At 68.8% G+C, this 16,917-nt stretch carries 14 protein-coding genes; 3 read left to right on the top strand and 11 right to left on the bottom strand.

All coding sequences use genetic code 11. The features are described 5' to 3' along the window. Nucleotides 1-43 precede the first annotated feature (43 nt). The 3 genes from ACFQU4_RS21470 to ACFQU4_RS21460 all read right to left on the bottom strand — a co-directional run bounded on the left by ACFQU4_RS21470 (nucleotide 44) and on the right by ACFQU4_RS21460 (nucleotide 3,540). Entirely contained in the window at nucleotides 44-388 is a 345-nt protein-coding gene (locus ACFQU4_RS21470; protein ID WP_377495723.1) for a hypothetical protein, read from the bottom strand. Between the two features lie 133 nt (nucleotides 389-521). Continuing rightward, on the bottom strand, nucleotides 522-1,535 hold the full coding sequence (locus ACFQU4_RS21465; RefSeq protein WP_377495721.1) for a LacI family DNA-binding transcriptional regulator: 1,014 nt from the start codon (nucleotides 1,533-1,535) through the stop codon (nucleotides 522-524). A 40-nt stretch (nucleotides 1,536-1,575) separates the two neighbouring features. Continuing rightward, a complete protein-coding gene (locus ACFQU4_RS21460) occupies nucleotides 1,576-3,540 on the bottom strand; it encodes an aldo/keto reductase (protein ID WP_377495719.1) in 1,965 nt (654 codons plus the stop codon). 355 nt (nucleotides 3,541-3,895) lie between these two features. On the opposite strand from ACFQU4_RS21460, the gene ACFQU4_RS21455 reads away from it, so the two are divergent. Genes ACFQU4_RS21455 through ACFQU4_RS21445 form a run of 3 tightly spaced genes read left to right on the top strand, consistent with a single transcriptional unit; the run spans nucleotide 3,896 to nucleotide 6,929 of the window. Next, complete coding sequence (locus tag ACFQU4_RS21455) at nucleotides 3,896-5,062, top strand: extracellular solute-binding protein (protein WP_377495717.1); 1,167 nt, start codon at nucleotides 3,896-3,898, stop codon at nucleotides 5,060-5,062. Next, complete coding sequence (locus ACFQU4_RS21450) at nucleotides 5,062-6,039, top strand: carbohydrate ABC transporter permease (protein WP_377495715.1); 978 nt, start codon at nucleotides 5,062-5,064, stop codon at nucleotides 6,037-6,039. Before ACFQU4_RS21455 ends, ACFQU4_RS21450 begins: the two co-directional genes overlap by 1 nt. Nucleotides 6,040-6,095: 56 nt before the next feature. Continuing rightward, on the top strand, nucleotides 6,096-6,929 hold the full coding sequence (locus ACFQU4_RS21445) for a carbohydrate ABC transporter permease (RefSeq protein ID WP_377495786.1): 834 nt from the start codon (nucleotides 6,096-6,098) through the stop codon (nucleotides 6,927-6,929). Nucleotides 6,930-7,043: 114 nt separating this feature from the next. Here ACFQU4_RS21445 and ACFQU4_RS21440 read toward each other — a convergent pair whose 3' ends face one another. From ACFQU4_RS21440 to ACFQU4_RS21405, 8 genes are all read right to left on the bottom strand, one after another. After that, nucleotides 7,044-7,841, bottom strand: a complete 798-nt coding sequence (locus ACFQU4_RS21440) for a hypothetical protein (RefSeq protein WP_377495712.1) — start codon at nucleotides 7,839-7,841, stop codon at nucleotides 7,044-7,046. 63 nt (nucleotides 7,842-7,904) lie between these two features. Continuing rightward, entirely contained in the window at nucleotides 7,905-8,651 is a 747-nt protein-coding gene (locus tag ACFQU4_RS21435; protein ID WP_377495710.1) for a uracil-DNA glycosylase, read from the bottom strand. After that, nucleotides 8,648-9,433: a hypothetical protein gene (locus ACFQU4_RS21430; protein ID WP_377495708.1), complete on the bottom strand. Its 786-nt coding sequence runs from the start codon at nucleotides 9,431-9,433 to the stop codon at nucleotides 8,648-8,650. Before ACFQU4_RS21430 ends, ACFQU4_RS21435 begins: the two co-directional genes overlap by 4 nt. Continuing rightward, nucleotides 9,430-9,921 (bottom strand): YajQ family cyclic di-GMP-binding protein, encoded by a 492-nt coding sequence (locus ACFQU4_RS21425; protein ID WP_377495706.1) that lies wholly within the window; start codon nucleotides 9,919-9,921, stop codon nucleotides 9,430-9,432. Before ACFQU4_RS21425 ends, ACFQU4_RS21430 begins: the two co-directional genes overlap by 4 nt. A gap of 54 nt (nucleotides 9,922-9,975) precedes the next feature. Beyond that, nucleotides 9,976-13,392 (bottom strand): GH36-type glycosyl hydrolase domain-containing protein, encoded by a 3,417-nt coding sequence (locus ACFQU4_RS21420; RefSeq protein ID WP_377495704.1) that lies wholly within the window; start codon nucleotides 13,390-13,392, stop codon nucleotides 9,976-9,978. Continuing rightward, on the bottom strand, nucleotides 13,355-15,037 hold the full coding sequence (locus ACFQU4_RS21415; protein ID WP_377495701.1) for an ABC transporter ATP-binding protein: 1,683 nt from the start codon (nucleotides 15,035-15,037) through the stop codon (nucleotides 13,355-13,357). The genes ACFQU4_RS21420 and ACFQU4_RS21415 overlap by 38 nt, the downstream gene beginning before the upstream one ends. 1 nt (nucleotide 15,038) lies before the next feature. After that, nucleotides 15,039-15,920, bottom strand: coding sequence for an ABC transporter permease (locus tag ACFQU4_RS21410; protein ID WP_377495699.1), 882 nt, complete (start codon nucleotides 15,918-15,920; stop codon nucleotides 15,039-15,041). Continuing rightward, on the bottom strand, nucleotides 15,917-16,906 hold the full coding sequence (locus ACFQU4_RS21405; protein ID WP_377495697.1) for an ABC transporter permease: 990 nt from the start codon (nucleotides 16,904-16,906) through the stop codon (nucleotides 15,917-15,919). Before ACFQU4_RS21405 ends, ACFQU4_RS21410 begins: the two co-directional genes overlap by 4 nt. Between the last annotated feature and the right edge of the window lie 11 nt (nucleotides 16,907-16,917).

Raw genomic sequence — 16,917 nt, 5'->3', positions numbered from 1 at the left:
GGGTGACGCCCTTCGCTCTCCGTTGGTTACAACGTGATCTTGGTCAGCCGTTGTCCGAGCGGAACTCGTCGGCCTTGTCCTGGACCGCGTCGGCGGCGTCACCGACACCGTCGGCAGCGTTGTGCGCCGCGTCGTCGACGGTGTTGGCCGCCTCCTGCACGGCGGGCGAATCGGCCGCGTCGGCCACGCCCTGCACACCCTCGCCGACGGAGTCCGCGGCAGACTGCGCGCCGTCGCCGACGGTATCCGCCGGAGCGTCGTCGCCGTCGAAGCGGTCCTTCACGTCGTCGACCAGATCCTCAGCCTTGTCCTTGGCGGCTTCGAAGCCCTCCTGGACCTTCTCGCCAAGCTCGCTGGCCTTTTCCTTCAGTTCGTCGAACAAACCCATGGTCATCCTCCTTTTCGTGTCCCGCGTCGCACGGTCAGCCTCACCCGAAAAGTACCGCAAATCCGGCGGGCGCGTCAGGTCCTCCGACGGCGGGCCTGTCGGCCGTCGTCGTTGATCATGGTTCGGACCAAGATCAACTGGATTCGCGGATGACCAGCCGGTAGGCGACCCGCCGTCGGGCCTCCGGCCCGGTGCGCGGGATTTCGCCGGTCGCCATGCCGAGGGCGAGCCCGACCGCGGCCGAGGCGACGCCCTGCACATCGAGGGCGAGGGTGGTCAGTTCCGGCGTGATGTAGGTGCCCAGGCCGAGCCCGTCGAAGCCGGCCACCTTGATCTGGCCGGGTACGTCGATCCCGGCCCGGCGCAGGGTCTTCAGGGTGCCGCAGGCGGCGATGTCGTTGAACGCCATGATCGCGTCGGCCTCGGGATGATCTTGGAGAATCGCCGCACAGCCGGCCGCACCGGCCGCCATCGAGTTGTCGATCACCTGAGTGACCGGCGGGTCGAACCCGTGCTCGCGCATCAGGTCGACGAAGCACTGTCCGCGGCCGGACAGCGGCCCCGGCGGGGAGATGTCGAGCAGCACCGGATGGCGTACTCCGCGCTCGAGCAGATGATCGACGAGCTCGGCCATCGCCGGCGCGAAGTCCAGCTCGACCCCACCGACCTTGCTGTCCGGCTGACTGTCGAACTGGATGCAGGGCAGGTCGCCGAGTTGATCAAGACCCTCGGACTCGCTCAGGTAGCCGAGCACGGCGTCGACCTGGCCGGCGATCTCGATCAGGAGTTCGCGCCGGTCGGTGGCGTGGATCTTCTCGGCCAGGATGACGTTCCAGCCGTGCTTGGCCGCCTCGCCGTTCACCGCCGACGCCAGCTCGGGATAGTACGGATTCGTCAGGTCGTCGACGACCAGGCCGAGGGTCCGCGGCTCCGGCTTGACCAGGCCGCGGCCGAACCGGGACGGCCGGTAGCGGAGCCGCTTCGCGGCGGCCAGCACCCGTTCCTTGGTGGCCGGGTTGATCCCGGGCATCTCGTTCATGGCCCGGGTCACCGTCTGCCGGGACACGCCGGCGGCCGAGGCGACGTCGTTGATCGTCGCCCGCGGCGCCGGCGCAGCCGGGACCTTCGAGGATGGTCGGGCGGTCATGGGCTGAGGCTAACGATTCGCGGGTCGTCCGCGTACCGGATTAGTCCGACGCCAGGTCGAGGTAGGCGACCTGCTCCGGCGTCAGCCGTACCTTCAGCGCATCGATCGAGGACCGGGTCTCGGTGATCGACCGCGGGCCGAACAGCGGGAACGTCGGGAACGGCTGGTGCAGCACGAACGCCAGCGCGATCGCGGTCGCCGCCACGCCGAACTCGGCGCCGATCTTCTCCGCCCGGCGCAGCCGTTCGAAGTTCTCGTCGCTGTAGTAGCAGCGCACCAGTTCGGCGTCGGACCGGTCGTCCGGCCGGGCCCGGCCGGTGAAGAAGCCGCGGGCCTGGGAGGACCAGGGGAACAGCGGGACCTGGCGCTCGGTCAGCCAGCGCTTCGACTCCGGATCGGTGGCGTGCCGGCAACCCTTCCACGGCACGTCGTAGGCCTCGGCCAGCCCGAAGTGGTTGCTCAGCACCTCGAAGCCCTGCTTGCCGGCCTGGCGGGCGTACGCGTTCGCCTCGTCGATCCGTTCCGTACTCCAGTTCGAACCACCGAACACCTTGATCCGGCCGGCCTTCACGTGCTCGTCCAGCACGTCGACGAACTCGCCGACCGGGATGTCCTCGTTGTCCCGGTGCATCAGGTAGAGGTCGGTGTAGTCGGTGCCCTGGCGCTCCAGCGATTCCAGCAGCTGCCGGGTGATCGACTCCGGATCGCAGTGCGGCGTGTGCGCGCCCTTGGTGATCACCACGACGTCCTCGCGGATGCCACGGTTGCGGATCCACTGGCCGAGCAGCTTCTCGTGGTTGCCGCCGCCGTAGATGTAGGCGGTGTCGAACGCGTTCCCGCCGAGCTCGTAGAAGTTGTCGAACAGGGCCGACGCGTGGGACAGGTTCGGCTGGTTGTCGCAGCCCATGACGAGCCGGGAGATCCGCTTGCCGATGCCGGCAATCTCCCCGTACCGCATGGTGCTGTCATCGACACGCAGCGGGAGGCCGGACACGGTCGGGATGTTCGCGTCGTCGGTCTCGAACGGGTAGCGCAGACCGATCGCCTGGCGCCAGGCGTCCAGCGCCTGCGCGTTGCCGAGCGTGTCGGCCAGGCTCATCTCGGCGGTCTCGCCGGTGCCGACGGCCCCGGCCAGGCCGTCCGCCTCGAGGGCGTACGGCTTCGCCTCGAAGATCAACTCCTGCGGTTCCTGGCCGGCCACGGTGATCGTGATCTTGGGCTGCTCGGACAGCGTCCACGGGTCGGTGATCGTGATCAGGCCCTTGGAGCCGTACACGGTGACGGAGGACTCGCTGACCCGGATGCCGGTCCGGGCGGACGCGGTGACGCCGCCGGGGAAGGTCAGCTGGGCGACGCTCCAGACGTCGACGCCGAGGTCGAGGCTGCCCTTCGCGGTCAGCGACGCGGGATCCAGGAACGGCTTGCCGACCGCGGCGCCGGCGATCGCCCGCGCGTAGGAGACCGGGTAGCCGCCGACGTCGAGGATGCCGCCGCCGGCCAGGTTCGGGTCGAACAGCCGGCCCTCGGAACGCCCGGTGGCGAAGGAGAAGGCGGCGTCGATGTGGACCAGGTCGCCGATGGTGCCGTCGCCGACCAGCTCCAGCACCTTCCGGGTCTGCGGGTGGAAGCGGTACATGTACGCCTCGACCAGCACCCGGTCGGCGGCACGGGCCGCGTCGACCATGGCCATCGCCTGCCCGTGGTTGGGCGCGATCGGCTTCTCGCAGAGCACGTGCTTGCCGGCCCGCAGGGCGGCGATGGTGAGCTCGGCGTGGCTGGTGTGCACAGTGGCGACGTAGACGGCGTCGACCTCGGGGTTGTTCAGCACCGAGTCGTAGTCGCCAGACTCGGCGGCGCCGAACTCCTCGGCGAAGGTACGGGCCCGCTCGGCGTCCGAGCTGCCCACGGCGACCAACGTGCCGTACTGGCTGGTGGGAAGTTGAGTGGCGAACCGACGAGCGATGTTTCCGGGTCCGAGGACGGCCCAGCGGATGGGATTGACCATGAGTGTGCGGCTCCGAACAGTGAGGTCTGGGTGAACGACCGGTGGCCGTGAACGTTCACAGCAGCTTCACGCTAACTCGGCTGCTCCGGTCCGGTCAACCATCATTCCAGTCCCCGTTCCGGGTCGTCGCCGGACCGCGAAGGGTTGACAGAAGTCGAGCGACCGTACGACGATCGTGATCGTTCACGATCATGCTCAGGCATTGCCCTGGGAACTCTCAATGGTGAGGAGTGTGGCAATGGCTCGATGGTCCCGCCGAGGATTTCTCGGACTGGGTGGCGCGGCCGTCGCGGCCGGGTTGTTACCCGGATGCGGTGGGCAGACGTCGATCTCCGCGGATCCCCGCGAATTGGTGTTGTGGTACTGGAAGCGCTCGGTCAATCCGACCCTGCTGGAGCAGGCGGCGCAACAGATCCCCGGCACCGACAAGAAGCTGCGGGCCGACGCGATCGGCGGCACCTTCGACACGAAACTGCGCACCAGCATCGCCGGTGGCAGCTACATCCCGGACATCTCCGGGATCAACTCCAACTGCTCGCTCTACTTCCCGGCCGAGGAGAAGTTCCTCGACCTGCGGGACTTCGGCGCGGCGGAGGTGGAGCAGGATTTCTATCCCTGGAAGTGGAAGCTCGGCACGACGCCGACCGGCCGCTTCTGCTTCTGGCCGATGGACACCGGCCCGACCGGTTTCTATTACCGCAGCGACCTGTTCGCCGAGGCGAAGCTGCCCAGCGAACCCGAGGAAGTCAGCGCGTCGATGCGCACCTGGGACGAATGGATCGAGGTCGGCGCGAAGCTGCGCACCAATTCCGACCGGGCGATGGTGAATGCGGGGAAGTCGGTCTTCAGCCAGTTCATCAACGCCAGCGCCGAGCGTTATTTCGATGATCAGAACCGGCCGCTGTACTCCAACGAGGGCAGCGTGGTCCGGCAGGCGTGGGACACCGCGGTCAAGGCGATCAAGGCCGGTGTCTCGGCCGGGATCCCGTCGAACACCAGCGGTGATCAGAACGCCGCCTGGGTCAGTGGCAAGACCGTCGGCAACATCGAGGCCGTGTGGTGGGGCGAGATCCTGAAGGACACGGCACCGGACACCGCCGGCAAGTGGCGGATCGCCAGCCAGCCGGTCAAGCCGGGCAACAGCGGCGGCTCCTTCCTCGCCGTGCCGACCTCCTGCAAGGATCCCGAGGCGGCCGTCGCGTTCATCCGCTGGCTCACCACCCCGGAGAACCAGGCCGCGACCTTCAACGAGATCCAGCTGTTCCCGTCGTCGCCGGCCTCGTTCGCGTCCGGGTCGATGAAGGACGAGTCCGGCTTCTTCGGTGATCAGGACGGACTGGCCTTCTTCGCCGAGGCGGCCAAGTCGGTGCCGACCACCTTCGTCAGTACGTACGAGTCCCAGGTCACCTTCTTCGGCAAGGAGATCGACAACATCGAGACCGGCGGCAAGGATCCCGAGCAGGCCTGGGACGACGCCGTCAACCTGACCGACAAGGTGCTGGCGAAGCGGGGGGTGCTGTGATGACGACGACCACGGAGGCCGTACCGTCCCGGGCCGCGGCGGCGCCGGAACCGCGACAGCGGCCGAACCCGCTCAAGAAGTTCCTGCCGCAGTACATCGCGATCGCGCCGTTCTACATCCTGTTCCTGATCTTCGGCCTGTTCCCGATCTTGTTCTCGATCTACCTGTCCTTCACCGACTGGGACGGGATGGGGGACATCAAGTTCGTCGGGGCCGCCCAATACCAGTACCTGATCAGTGACGAGCGGTTCTGGAACGCGGTCGGCAACACCTTCATCATCTGGTTCATCTCGACCATTCCGATGCTGTTCCTGGCCCTGGTGATCGCCTTCCTGCTGCATTCCAACATCAGGTTCAAGGGCTTCTACCGGGTCGCCTACTTCATCCCGAACGTCACCTCGATGGTGGCGATGGCGATCGTCTTCGGCTCCGTCTTCTCCGACTCGTTCGGGCTGGTGAACTCGGCGCTGACCGCGCTCAACCTGGAAGAGGTGCCCTGGCTTTCGTCGGACTGGGGGATCAAGATCACGATCGCGGTGATGGTGATCTGGCGGTTCACCGGTTACAACGCGATCATCTACCTGGCCGGGCTGCAGGCCATCCCGACCGAGCTGTACGACGCGGCGAAGGTGGACGGCGCCAGCACCTGGCGGATCTTCTCCTCGATCACCGTACCGATGCTGCGGCCGGTGATCCTGTTCACCGTGATCACCTCGACCGTGGGCGGCCTGAGCCTGTTCACCGAGCCGCAGGTGTTGCTGGGCAACGACGGCGGCCCGAACGAGGCCGGCATGACGATCGTGCTCTACCAGTACACGCAGGCGTTCGTGCAGTTCGACTTCGGGTACGGCTCCGCGATCGCCTGGGCGTTGTTCATCATCGCCGCGGTGTTCGCGATCATCAACTGGCGGCTGGTCCGGGAGCGGGACAGCATGAAGATCAAACCCGTCCGTGCGACGAAGGGGGCGTCGAAATGACCTCGACTCTGCAGACGCCGCAGCTGGGTGATCCGACCCAGGCGCGGGCGGACCGGATGGCCGTCCGCCGCAGCCTGGTGGCCCGGATCGTCACCCACGCCTGCATCATCATCGGCGTGATCTTGTCGCTGTACCCGTTCTACTGGCTGATCGTGATGTCGACCAACACCACGGCCGAGATCTTCGACTACCCGCCGAAGCTGACCTTCGGCCCGCACCTGCTGGAGAACATCGGCAAGGTGATGGCCAGCATCGACCTGCTCAGCGCCCTGGCGAACACGCTGTTCGTCTCACTCGCCTGCGCCGTGCTGGTGATGTTCTTCGACTCGCTGGCCGCGTTCGCCTTCGCCAAGTACAACTTCCCGGGCAAGAACGTACTGTTCGTGATCTTGATCGCGACGTTCCTGATCCCGGGCAGCCTGTCTCTGGTGCCGAGCTTCGTCCTGATGTCGGAACTCGGCTGGGTCGGCCGCTTCGAGGCGTTGATCATCCCCGGCGCCGCGAACGCGTTCGGCATCTTTCTGCTCCGGCAGTTCGCCACCAGTTCGATTCCGGACGAACTCGTCGAATCCTCGCGGATCGACGGGGCCGGCTTCTGGCGTACCTATTGGCACGTCGGTGTGCCGATGCTCCGCGGCGGCCTGGCCTTCCTCGGCATCTTCACCTTCATCGGCGCCTGGAACGACTACGTCTGGCCGTTGATCATCCTGGTGGATCCGAAGCAGCAGACCCTGCAGACGGCGTTGCAGACGCTGAACTCGATCTACATCACCGACTACAGCATGGTGATGGCCGGCGCCCTGATCAGCGTCGTCCCGTTGATCGGAATCTTCATCATCGGCTCCCGCCACTTCATCGCCAACATCGCCGCCGGCGCCCTGAAGGGCTGACCCCGAATCCCCAAAAAAGAACCGCCGACCGGGCACAAAAGCAGCTGTTTTGACGGAGTGTCGCTGCGCTTGTGCCCGGTCGGCGGTTTTGTGGGGAGGGACGGGTGCCGGTGGTCAGCCGGCGACGGACTCCGCGGACGGCAGTTCGATGCCCCGGCGGCGGGACAGATAGTAGGTCCGGCGCCGGGGATCGGCGACCAGGCGCAGGTCGCGCTTGATCACCTGGTTCGCGCCCCAGCAGTGGTAGGCCCCCGGGTCGCCGGTGATCGGCTGCAGCGGCGAGCCGAGCAGCCGGAACGGGTACTCGTCGGCCGCGCCGTCGTCGCCGGAGGTGGCGCAGAAGAAGATCACCCGCGCATCCCGGTCGAAGCCGTGGCCGGACCGGAACTCCTCGTCGTCGGCGTCGCCGGTGATCTTCGCATCGGCGACGGCCCGCCACTCGTCGAGCGGGCGGGACACCTCGACAGCGACGAACGTCCGCTGTCCCGGCGTGAGTACGGTCGCGTCGCTCTCCGTCGTCCCGTGCTCGGCGGCGGGTACGGTCCGGCGACGCAGGATGACGGTCGCGGTGCCGTCGTTGATCACCGAGAAACCGACGGCCACGTGCAGCGGCTTCTCATCGGTCCGCGGGAACCGGACGGGCAGGTCGAGGTCGTTGACCACACGCATCTCGTCGTGCGGCACGATGGTGATCGTCGGCGCCTGGGCGTCGATGCGGGTCTTGATCGCCTCCGCCACCAGGTTGCGGCTTGTGGCCTGTTCCACCCGGGCGAGGTTCAGCGCTTCGCCGGCCTTCGCGGCGGCGACTTCGGCGATCTTGGTGCTGCGTCGGATTTCGTACGCGAGCCAGGCAACGACGCCCGCCGCGATCAGGGCTGCCACCAGGGTCAGCCAGTCAGCAATAGTCGACACCCGTGGGAGGGTACCGGCACCGGGCGTCGCCGGGGAGACGGTCTGGGGAAGATCTCGCCGCGACTATCCGGCGGGGACTTCCCCGATCCCGGCGGCGGTGGCTGCGGCACGGAGCACCTCTTCGAGCATGGCCGGGGTGAGCTTGCCGGTGAACGTGTTCTGCTGCGACACGTGATAGCAGCCGAAGACAGCCAGCGGGGCCCCGCCGTCCCGGGCCGCCAGGTCGACCCGGACGCCGTGCCCGAACCGCGGCCGGGGCGTCGGCACCAGCCAGACGGCCTGGTGCAGGACGGGGAGCAGCGCCTGCCATCCGAACGCGCCGAGCACCATCACGGCCCGGACGGTCGGCCGGAGCAGTTCGAGCTCGCGGACCAGCCACGGCCGGCAGTTGTCCCGTTCGGCCGGGGTCGGCTTGTTGGCCGGCGGGGCGCAGTGCACCGGCGCCGTGATCCGGGTGCCGCGCAGGGTCAGCCCGTCGTCGGCGTGCACGGCCGTCGGCTGGGAAGCGAGCCCGACCGCGTGCATCGCCGCGTACAGCACCTCACCGGAGCGATCCCCGGTGAACATCCGGCCGGTCCGGTTCGCCCCGTGCGCGGCGGGCGCCAGACCGACGATCAACAGGGACGCGTCCGCCGGACCGAACCCGGGCACCGCCCGGCCCCAGTACGTCTGGTCCCGGAACGAGGCCCGCTTCTCCCTCGCAACCTGCTCCCGCCAGTCGACCAGCCGCGGGCAGCGCCGGCACTCGGCGACGGCCCGGTCGAGCGCGGCCAGGTCGGTGGGCGGGCCCGGGGTCGCGGGCGGGTTCATCGCGGTTCCGCGCGCAGCGGCGAGGTCCCCAGCGGTGTGGACTCGAGGTCCGCCGCCGCGGCGTCGTCGAGCAGGTCACGGTCCCGCAGCCTCCCGATGGCGCGGCGCCGCTCGTCGAGCAACTTCTCCCGGACCCGTGGCTCGAGGCCGGCGACCAGCCCGGCGGCCCGATCCGGGTCCGGCGGGCCGATGGCCCGGAAGTGCCGCGGCACCGGCACCCGGCGGCCCCGGGAGAACAGCAGTACGGCGGCCAACAGGACGGCGGCCGCCGCCACGGTGAGCCAGACCGGGAGCGATGCGGGAGCGAAGCCGGGGACCCCGCGGTCGGTCCCGAGCTGCCACAGCGCGATCCCGCCGCAGCCGACGGCGGCGATCAGGTAGCCGATCTCGAGGCCGGTGGAGTGGCGGTGGCTGCTCCACCACCGGTAGCCGATCCCGATCACCCCGGCCAGCACGACCACGAAGCAGCCGGCCGTGATCGGGATCCCGAGATCGTCGTCGAGCGGGCCGGCCTCGCCGACCGAACGGGTCACGCCGCCCGCCGTGCTCAGGATCGTGCCGCCGAACGTGCTCACACCGCCGACGAGGGCGACCAGACAGATCAGCCCGAGGAACACGCCCAGCCGGCCGCTCCGGTCAGGGCTGCGCTCCCGGCCGAGCGCCCGGAGGATGTCGTCGTGTTCCTTCAGGACGTACAGGTCAAGGTCGCCGGGCCGGAAGCCGTACGGCGGAACCGTCTTGGACCAGGTCCGGACGTTGATCGTCTGCCGCGCACCCGTCACCGGTAGTTCGTGAACTGGATCGCGAAGTCGAGATCCTTCTCCTTGAGCAGTCGCTGCACTTCCTGCAGGTCGTCCCGCTTCTTGCCGCTGACCCGCAGCTCGTCGCCCTGGATCTGCGCCTTGATGCCCTTCGGGCCCTCGTCGCGGATGATCTTGGAGACCTTCTTGGCGTTCTCCTGGCTGATCCCCTCGGTGACGCTCGCGGTGATCTTGTAGAGCTTGCCGGAGGATCGCGGTTCCTCGGCGTCCAGGGCCTTGAGGCTGACGCCGCGCCGGACCAGCTTCGACTGGAACACGTCGAGTACGGCCTTGACCCGCTCCTCGGAGACGGCCTCCATGTCGATCACCTCGCCCGACCATTCGATCTTCGCGTCGGTGTTCTTGAAGTCGAACCGCTGCCGGATCTCCTTAGCGGCCTGGTTCAGGGCGTTGTCCACCTCCTGCCGGTCGACCTTGCTGACGATGTCGAACGAGCTGTCCGCGGCCATGACGTACCTCCAACGATCGAGTCCTTGCGCAGCCTGAGCTTAGTACTCGGACCGCTACGGGAGGATGACCTCGATCGTCGAGCCGGTCGGCAGGTCGGAGCTCCGGACGGCCAGACCTCCAGTCCGGTACGGATTCGTCAGCCTGGTCGCCGGCAGCGGCGCGCCGTCGAGCCGGACCTCGGACGGGCCGTAGCCGATCTTGCCGACCCGGTAGATCACGGTCAGCCGGTGATCATCGGCGAGCCGCAGGGTGGTGGTCAGCCCGTCCAGCTCGGTGGTCAGGACGGGATCGAGCTCCACCGTGCCGGCCCGGCGGCGCAGCCCGAGCAGCGATTCGCGGACCAGCCGGACGAAGATCCCGGCTCCGCTGGAGTACGTACGCCAGCCGCCCTCCACCTCGATCCGACCGGCCATCACGTCGGCGTACCGGGCGGCGAACTCGGCCCGGTCGGCGACCACGGCGTCCGAACTGGACGCGTAGGTGTTGGCCTGCCGCGGCCGGGCGTTGGGGATCCACTCGGTGGGCGCGATGTTGATCACCTGCTGCAGGGCGGCCCAGACGGCCTCCGGGTCGCCCCAGCGGGCCATCGCCTCGGCGTAGCGCAGATGAGCGTGGGTGTACATGATCCCGATCTCGCGGCCGACGAACGTCGCGGTCTCGGCGCGCTGGAAGTGGGTCATGGTCCCGCCGGCGTAGCGGGGCGGCGCGTCGAACAGCCGGGCGCCGTCCGGGGCCAGCAGCCGGTCCTTGATCAACCGGACATGCTGGGCGGCCTGCGCCGGGTCCAGCAGGTCGTCGATCAGGGCGTGGATGATCGGCAGCAGGCTGTACGTCAGGCCCGACTCCCGGTCCTGCGGATGGACCAGCAGCTGGGTCCGCCGCCCGTTCACGAACCGGGCATAGCCGGTCAGCGTCTCGTCGATGATCAACTCGTGCCGGAACGCGGTCGCGATCTCCTCGGCCTGCTGTCGCAACGGCTCGGCGTGATCGGCCCGGCCCGCCACGGTCAGCCCGTTCGCGAGGACGCTCAGGGTCTGGTGATGCAGGGTGACGGTCCAGGAACTGACCAGCTCCTCGGCCATCGCCGGATCGGCCGGTTGCAGCGAGTCGTTCCAGTCGCCGTGCCCGTACGCGGTGAGCACGGTGCCGGGCAACACCCGGCCGGCCGCGGTCGCCAGGGCGGCCAGCGCATGATCGAGTACGGTGCCGAGCTGTTGATCATCGAACCAGGGCACCTCGGCGTCAAGCAGGGAGGCGTCGCCGGTGGTCTCCAGGTAACGGCCCAGCGCCAGCACCGGCCAGAAGATCACGTCGCCGTGCGGCGGCGAGTGCCGGAAATCGCGGTCCTCCTCGAAGAAGCCGAAGGCCTGCGGCCAGTCGCCGGCCCGGTTCTGGGCGGCCATCAGCATGATCAACAGCTCGCGCAGCTCGGCGTCGGCGCCGAGCGCCAGCAGCAGTTCGGCCGGCCCCTGGGTGACGTCGCGGGTGCCCCAGGCGCCGCCGGTGGACTGCTCCAGTCCGCGCGGCGACAGGTAGTGCACCAGGGCGTCCTTGATCATCCAGGGCAGCGCGTGGTCCAGCCGATCCACGCCGTCGGCACTGCTCCCGCCGATCGCGGTGCGGCCAGCGAGCTCGGCCCAGAACGATCCCGTGTCCTGAGCCTGTCGAAGGACCAGGCCCGGTGCGGCCTGCCCGTCGACAGGCTCAGGGAACGTTGTGGCGTTCGGATGCAGCGCGGCGGTGATCGTCAGGGACCAATGGTCGACCGGGTCGGGCGTGATCACCGTCAGGTGCTGGTCGCCGCGGGACCGGCCGTCCTCGTGCAGGGCGCCGTCGTCGGCCAGTTCGGCGTCGGCGAGAGTGTCGCCGAGGGCCACGGTGAAGGCGCCGCCAGGGTAGCGCTCGGCCAGCGCACTCCCGGCCGGCGGACGGATCGTGATCATCGCCCCGGCCCGTTCGACCTCGGCCGGGGTGCCGGTGCGGCCGTCGTCGCCGTCGGTGGCCAGCCGGCCGGTGATCAGGAACCGGCGGGCCGGCCCGGTCAGCTCCGCGGTCAGGGTCACGCGATGATCATCGGCGGGTGCGACGGTGATCAGCTCCAGCGTCGTGTCGCCGTCCGCCCCGGCCACCAGGTACGTCCAGCGACACCGGTCCGGGCTCAGCTCGTACGCGGACGGCAGGCCGAGCAACCGCCAACTCCCGTCGAGCTCGACGAACACCCGCAGCCCGTGGTCACGGAGCTGGCCGAGGTAGCCGCGGTTGGTGGACAGCAGCCGGTTGCTGCTGGCGTGGGCCTGGGTGAGATAGGAGAGGGGAGAGCCGTTCATCCAGGTGGTGACGGTCAGCCCGGCCGGGTCCGGTAGCAGCCGGTCACCGGTCCGCAGCAGCTGACCGTGCGGCCGGAGCACGGTGCGCTCCTTGGCCGCCAGAACCACGTGCCGCGGCCCGTCCAGGAAGAAGGACAGCAGCCGGCCTTGATCATCGTGCTCGGCCAGTCGCCGATCGTCGCCGTAGCGCCCGGCGAGCTCCGCCTCGGTCAGGTCGCGCGCGACGACCGGCCGGGCCGGAGCGAACAGCGTCGCGGTGGCCGTCGTCTCCAGCGCCCCGGCCTCTGCGCCCTGAGCCTGTCGAAGGGCCGTGACCAGCGGCGCCACAACCTCCAGGTCGGACTCGGCCGAGGCGTCCGGATGATCATCCCGGAACACCCCGACGAAGCCCGCCGTGTGCGTCGCACCGGGCTCGATGGCGTGCGGCGCCGAACCCAGCACGGCCAGCGCATGCTCGTGCTGCAGCCGGGTGCTGGGAAGCTCACGACGCTCCAGGCCGCGGACCCGGCCGTCGATCCGGCCCTCGAGGCCGTACAGCTGAAGGGCGTCGGTGGCGTAGCCAGTGGCGCGATCGGTGCAGGCGAGCAGCAGCCAGGGGATCCGGCCGCCGCGCGGCTGGTTCTGCCGCACGGCCAACGCCCAGCCGTGTTCGGGATGGTGCAGCGGCTGCAGATCGACGTACTGGCTGACATAGAGCTCGGAGGCGCGCACCTCGCCGTGGCCGGCCAGGCCGGCGTCCTGGGCCATGATCACGTCGGCGGTGATCACCTCGGCTGTCGGATTGGTCAGGTCGACCGTCCAGGACCAGGCCGGCCGGTCCGGAACCAGCCGGAACGTCACCCGGTAGTCGAGCCCGCCGGCGGCTCCGGTGATGATCATGGAACGGTCGCCGCGCCGGACGGTCGCGCCGGTGCCCGGCCCGAGCAGCGGGTACGGAACGGTCCGGTCACCGGCATGGATCCGCAGCCAGAGGTTCAGCTGGCCCGGCTCGACCTCGCTGGCCGGGTAGAGGTTCAGCCTGAGGTCGCCGGCGCTGAGCCAGCCCAGCCCGCCGTGCCCGTACACCTCGGCGGTGATGCCGCCTCCGGCATCGAGGACCAGACGGCTAGCTTCCGAACGTGGCGTGGTCTTCGAATGCGGCACTGACGTCCTTCCGGTGGGAAGGCTGCGGGATCGCGTCCAGCAGCTTCCTGGTGTACGGGTCCTTGGGGTTGTTGATCACGTCCGCGGCCGGGCCGGATTCGACCAGCTTGCCCTCGTTGAGCACCAGCGCGTGATCGGACAGCATCTTGGCGCTGAGCAGATCGTGGGTGATGTAGAGGATGCCGACGCCGCGCGTCTCGACCAGGCTGTTCAGCAGTTCGAGGATCTCGGCCCGGATGGAGACGTCGAGGCTGGCGATCGGCTCGTCGGCGATCAGCAGCTTCGGGTTCGAGGCCAGGGCCCGGGCGATCACCACCCGCTGTCGTTGACCGCCAGAGAGCTCGAACGGGAACCGGCCGAGGTAGCGCTCCGGCGGCGTCAGACCGACCGCCTGCAACAGTTCCAGGGCCCGCTCGGTGACGGCGGCGCCGCGCAGTTTGGTGCCATCGGCGCCGCCGAAGTTCCGGATCGGCCGGGTCAGGTAATAGCCGACGGTGCGCGCCGGATTGAGGGCCGCGTACGGGTCCTGGAACACGTACTGCACGGCCCGCCGGAACTCGCGCAGCGCACCACCGCGCAGCCGGGACACCTCGGTGACCTCGTGCTCGCCGTGGAACCGGACACTGCCCGCGCTCGGCTTCTCGATGCCGGTGATCAACTTCGCCAGCGTGCTCTTGCCGCTGCCGCTCTGGCCGACCAGGGCCGTCACCTCGCCGGCGGCCAGGCTGAACGACACGTCGTCGACCGCGACCACGGGCGTGGACCGGAGCCCCTGCCGCCGGACGTACTGGCGGCGCACGTCGGTGACCTCGATGATCGACTTCCGCTGCTCCGAGGCCGGCGGATCGTGCTGGGTCTCGTTGAACGTCTCCAGGTAGGAGCCGAGCAGCGACCTGGCGTACGGGTGCTTCGGCCCGGCCAGTAACTCCACGGTGGTCGCAGTCTCGACGATCTTGCCGTCGTACATGATCATGATCCGGTCGGACGTCTCCAGCACCGTACCCAGGTCGTGCGAGACGAACAGCACCGCGAAGCCCTGCTGGCGTTGCAGATCACGGATGTTGTCCAGGATCCGGCGCTGAACCAGCACGTCGAGCCCGGTGGTCGGCTCGTCCAGCAGGACCAGCCGCGGCTCAAGGGCCAGCGCGAGCGCCAGGTTGACCCGCTGCCGCATGCCGCCGGACAGCTCGTGCGGGTACGAGTCGAGGAACCGCGGGTCGATCTGCACCATCTCCAGCAACTCGACCGACCGGTTCTTGATCTTGGTAGACGACCAGTCGGTGTGCGCCCGCATCACGTCGGTGAAGATCGTCTGGATCCGGACCACCGGGTTCAGCGAGTTCATGCTGCTCTGGAACACGGTGGACAGGTCCCGCCAACGCACCGCGCGGAGGCCCTCCGGGGTGAGCTCGGTGAGGTCCGTGCCGTCGAACCGGATCGCCCCGCCCAGGACGTGCGCCGGCGGCTGCAACAGCTGCAGCACGGCCGTCCCAAGCGTGGTCTTGCCGGAGCCGGACTCGCCGATCAGACCGACGAACTCGCCCTCGCCGAGCGTGAACGACACGTCGTCGACCGCGGTGAGCGGGGGATGGAGCTTGGGCCGGTATTCGACGGTGAGGCCCTGCACCTCCAAGAGTGCCGTCATCTCACTTCTCCCTCAGGTGCGGGTTGCTGATCAGGTCGACACCGAAGTTGACGAACGTCAGCGCGGTGATCAACACGGCCAGCGCGAGGCCCGGCACGACCAGCCAGATCCAGAAGCCCTGGACCAGGGCGCCGGCCTGCTGGGCGAAGGCGAGCATCTGCCCCCAGCTCACGGTCTGCGGATCGCCGAAGCCGAGGAAGGACAGTCCCGCCTCCGCGGCGATGGCGCCGGTGGCCGCGCCGATGAAGCCGGAGACGATCAAGGACGTCATGTTCGGCATGATCTCCCGGAACACGATCGGCAGCGTCTTCTCGCCGGAGAACCTGGCGGCGGTGACGAATTCCCTGCTGCGCAAGGAGATGATCTGCGCCCGCTTCGACCGCGCCGCCCCGGCCCAGCTGGTGACGCCGACGACGAAGACCATCAGCCACAGGCCGCGGGACTCGCTGTAGGCGACGATCACCATCATCAGCGGCAGGATCGGGACGACCAGGGCCAGGTTGGTCACGAACGACAGCACGTGATCGACAACGGTGCCCTCGGCGTAGCCGGAGATCAGCCCGATCACCACGGCGAGCACGGTGGCGAACCCGCCGCCGAGCAGCCCGACCAGCAGCGACAGCTTCGCGCCGTGGACAAACTGGGACAGGATGTCGTAGCCCTGCGACGTGGTTCCCATCGGATGCGCCAGGCTCGGCTGCAGCAGTTGCTCGAAGGATCCGTCCTGCGGGTCGTACGGCGAGATCAGCGGCGCCGCCAGCGCCATGATCACGAACAGCGCGAGCAGGATCAGCCCGACCCGGGCCTTCCCGTTGCTCCAGATGATCTGGTACCAGGCCGGTGGCTTGGCCACCCGGGCCGCGGTCGCGGTGGTGTCACTCATGAGGCCCTCCTGGCCCGCGGATCCAGCACTCCGTACAGCAGGTCGGCGATCAGGTTCGCCACCAGCACCGCCAAGATCATCAGCAGCAGCGCGCCCTGCATCAGCGGGTAGTCACGGTTGTTCGCGGCGTCCGCCATCAACCGGCCCATCCCGGGGAAGTCGTAGATCTGCTCGATCAGCACGGTGCCGCCGATCAGCGCACCGAGCGACAGGGCGAAGCTGGTCACGCTGGGCAGCAGTGCGTTCCGGGCCCCGTAGCCGAGGGCGATCCGGCGTTCCGGCAGTCCGGCGGCCTGGGCCAGCCGGATGTAGTCCTCGCCGAGCGTCTGCACCATCGTGTTGCGCATCCCGAGGATGAACCCGATCGGGGCGGTGACCATCAGCGACAGCGCCGGCAGAAACGCGTGCGCGATCACGTCGGCGATGAACAGCCCGTTCCAGCCGGGGTCGGTGTAGCCCCAGCCGCCCTGGGTCGGGAACCAGCCGAGTTGGAAGCCCAGGATGCTCAAGATCAACAGGCCGATCCAGAAGCCGGGCAGGTTGCCGACGAACGTGGAGCCGAGCGACACGATCGAGTCGAACGCCCCGTCCCGGCGCCAGGCGGCGAAGGCGCCCAGCAGGATCCCGACGACGAACGCCAGGATCTGGGTGACGCCGACCAACCCGATCGTCCACGGCAGCGCCTCCCCGATCACGGTCATCACCGGGATCGGGAAGTAGGTGAACGAGATCCCGAAGTCACCGCGGGAGAGCTGGCCGAGATAGGCCAGATACTGCTCCCCCAGGCTGGTGTTCGGGATCCCCAGCATCACCCGTACCGCCTCGACCTGGGCCGGGTCGAGATCCTGGCCCTGGGTCGCGTGCAGCTTCCGTACCATCTGCTCGGCCGGGTCGCCCGGCTGCAGCCTCGGGATGAAGAAGTTCAGCGTGACTGCCGCCCACACGGTGAGCAGGAAGTAGCCGATCTTCGCCAGGTAATACTTCATGGCCGGAACCG

The sequence above is a fragment of the Microlunatus sp. GCM10028923 genome (assembly GCF_042666975.1).
Taxonomy (GTDB): domain Bacteria; phylum Actinomycetota; class Actinomycetes; order Propionibacteriales; family Propionibacteriaceae; genus Microlunatus.
This window is presented reverse-complemented; position numbering and strand designations above follow the sequence as displayed.

Coding starts and splice junctions, on each gene's coding strand:
- ACFQU4_RS21460 (WP_377495719.1), bottom strand. CDS start 3,540: ATGGTCAATCCCATCCGCTGGGCCGTCCTCGGACCCGGAAACATCGCT.
- ACFQU4_RS21425 (WP_377495706.1), bottom strand. CDS start 9,921: ATGGCCGCGGACAGCTCGTTCGACATCGTCAGCAAGGTCGACCGGCAG.
- ACFQU4_RS21470 (WP_377495723.1), bottom strand. CDS start 388: ATGGGTTTGTTCGACGAACTGAAGGAAAAGGCCAGCGAGCTTGGCGAG.
- ACFQU4_RS21445 (WP_377495786.1), top strand. CDS start 6,096: ATGGCCGTCCGCCGCAGCCTGGTGGCCCGGATCGTCACCCACGCCTGC.
- ACFQU4_RS21465 (WP_377495721.1), bottom strand. CDS start 1,535: ATGACCGCCCGACCATCCTCGAAGGTCCCGGCTGCGCCGGCGCCGCGG.
- ACFQU4_RS21415 (WP_377495701.1), bottom strand. CDS start 15,037: ATGACGGCACTCTTGGAGGTGCAGGGCCTCACCGTCGAATACCGGCCC.
- ACFQU4_RS21405 (WP_377495697.1), bottom strand. CDS start 16,906: ATGAAGTATTACCTGGCGAAGATCGGCTACTTCCTGCTCACCGTGTGG.
- ACFQU4_RS21410 (WP_377495699.1), bottom strand. CDS start 15,920: ATGAGTGACACCACCGCGACCGCGGCCCGGGTGGCCAAGCCACCGGCC.
- ACFQU4_RS21450 (WP_377495715.1), top strand. CDS start 5,062: ATGACGACGACCACGGAGGCCGTACCGTCCCGGGCCGCGGCGGCGCCG.
- ACFQU4_RS21435 (WP_377495710.1), bottom strand. CDS start 8,651: ATGAACCCGCCCGCGACCCCGGGCCCGCCCACCGACCTGGCCGCGCTC.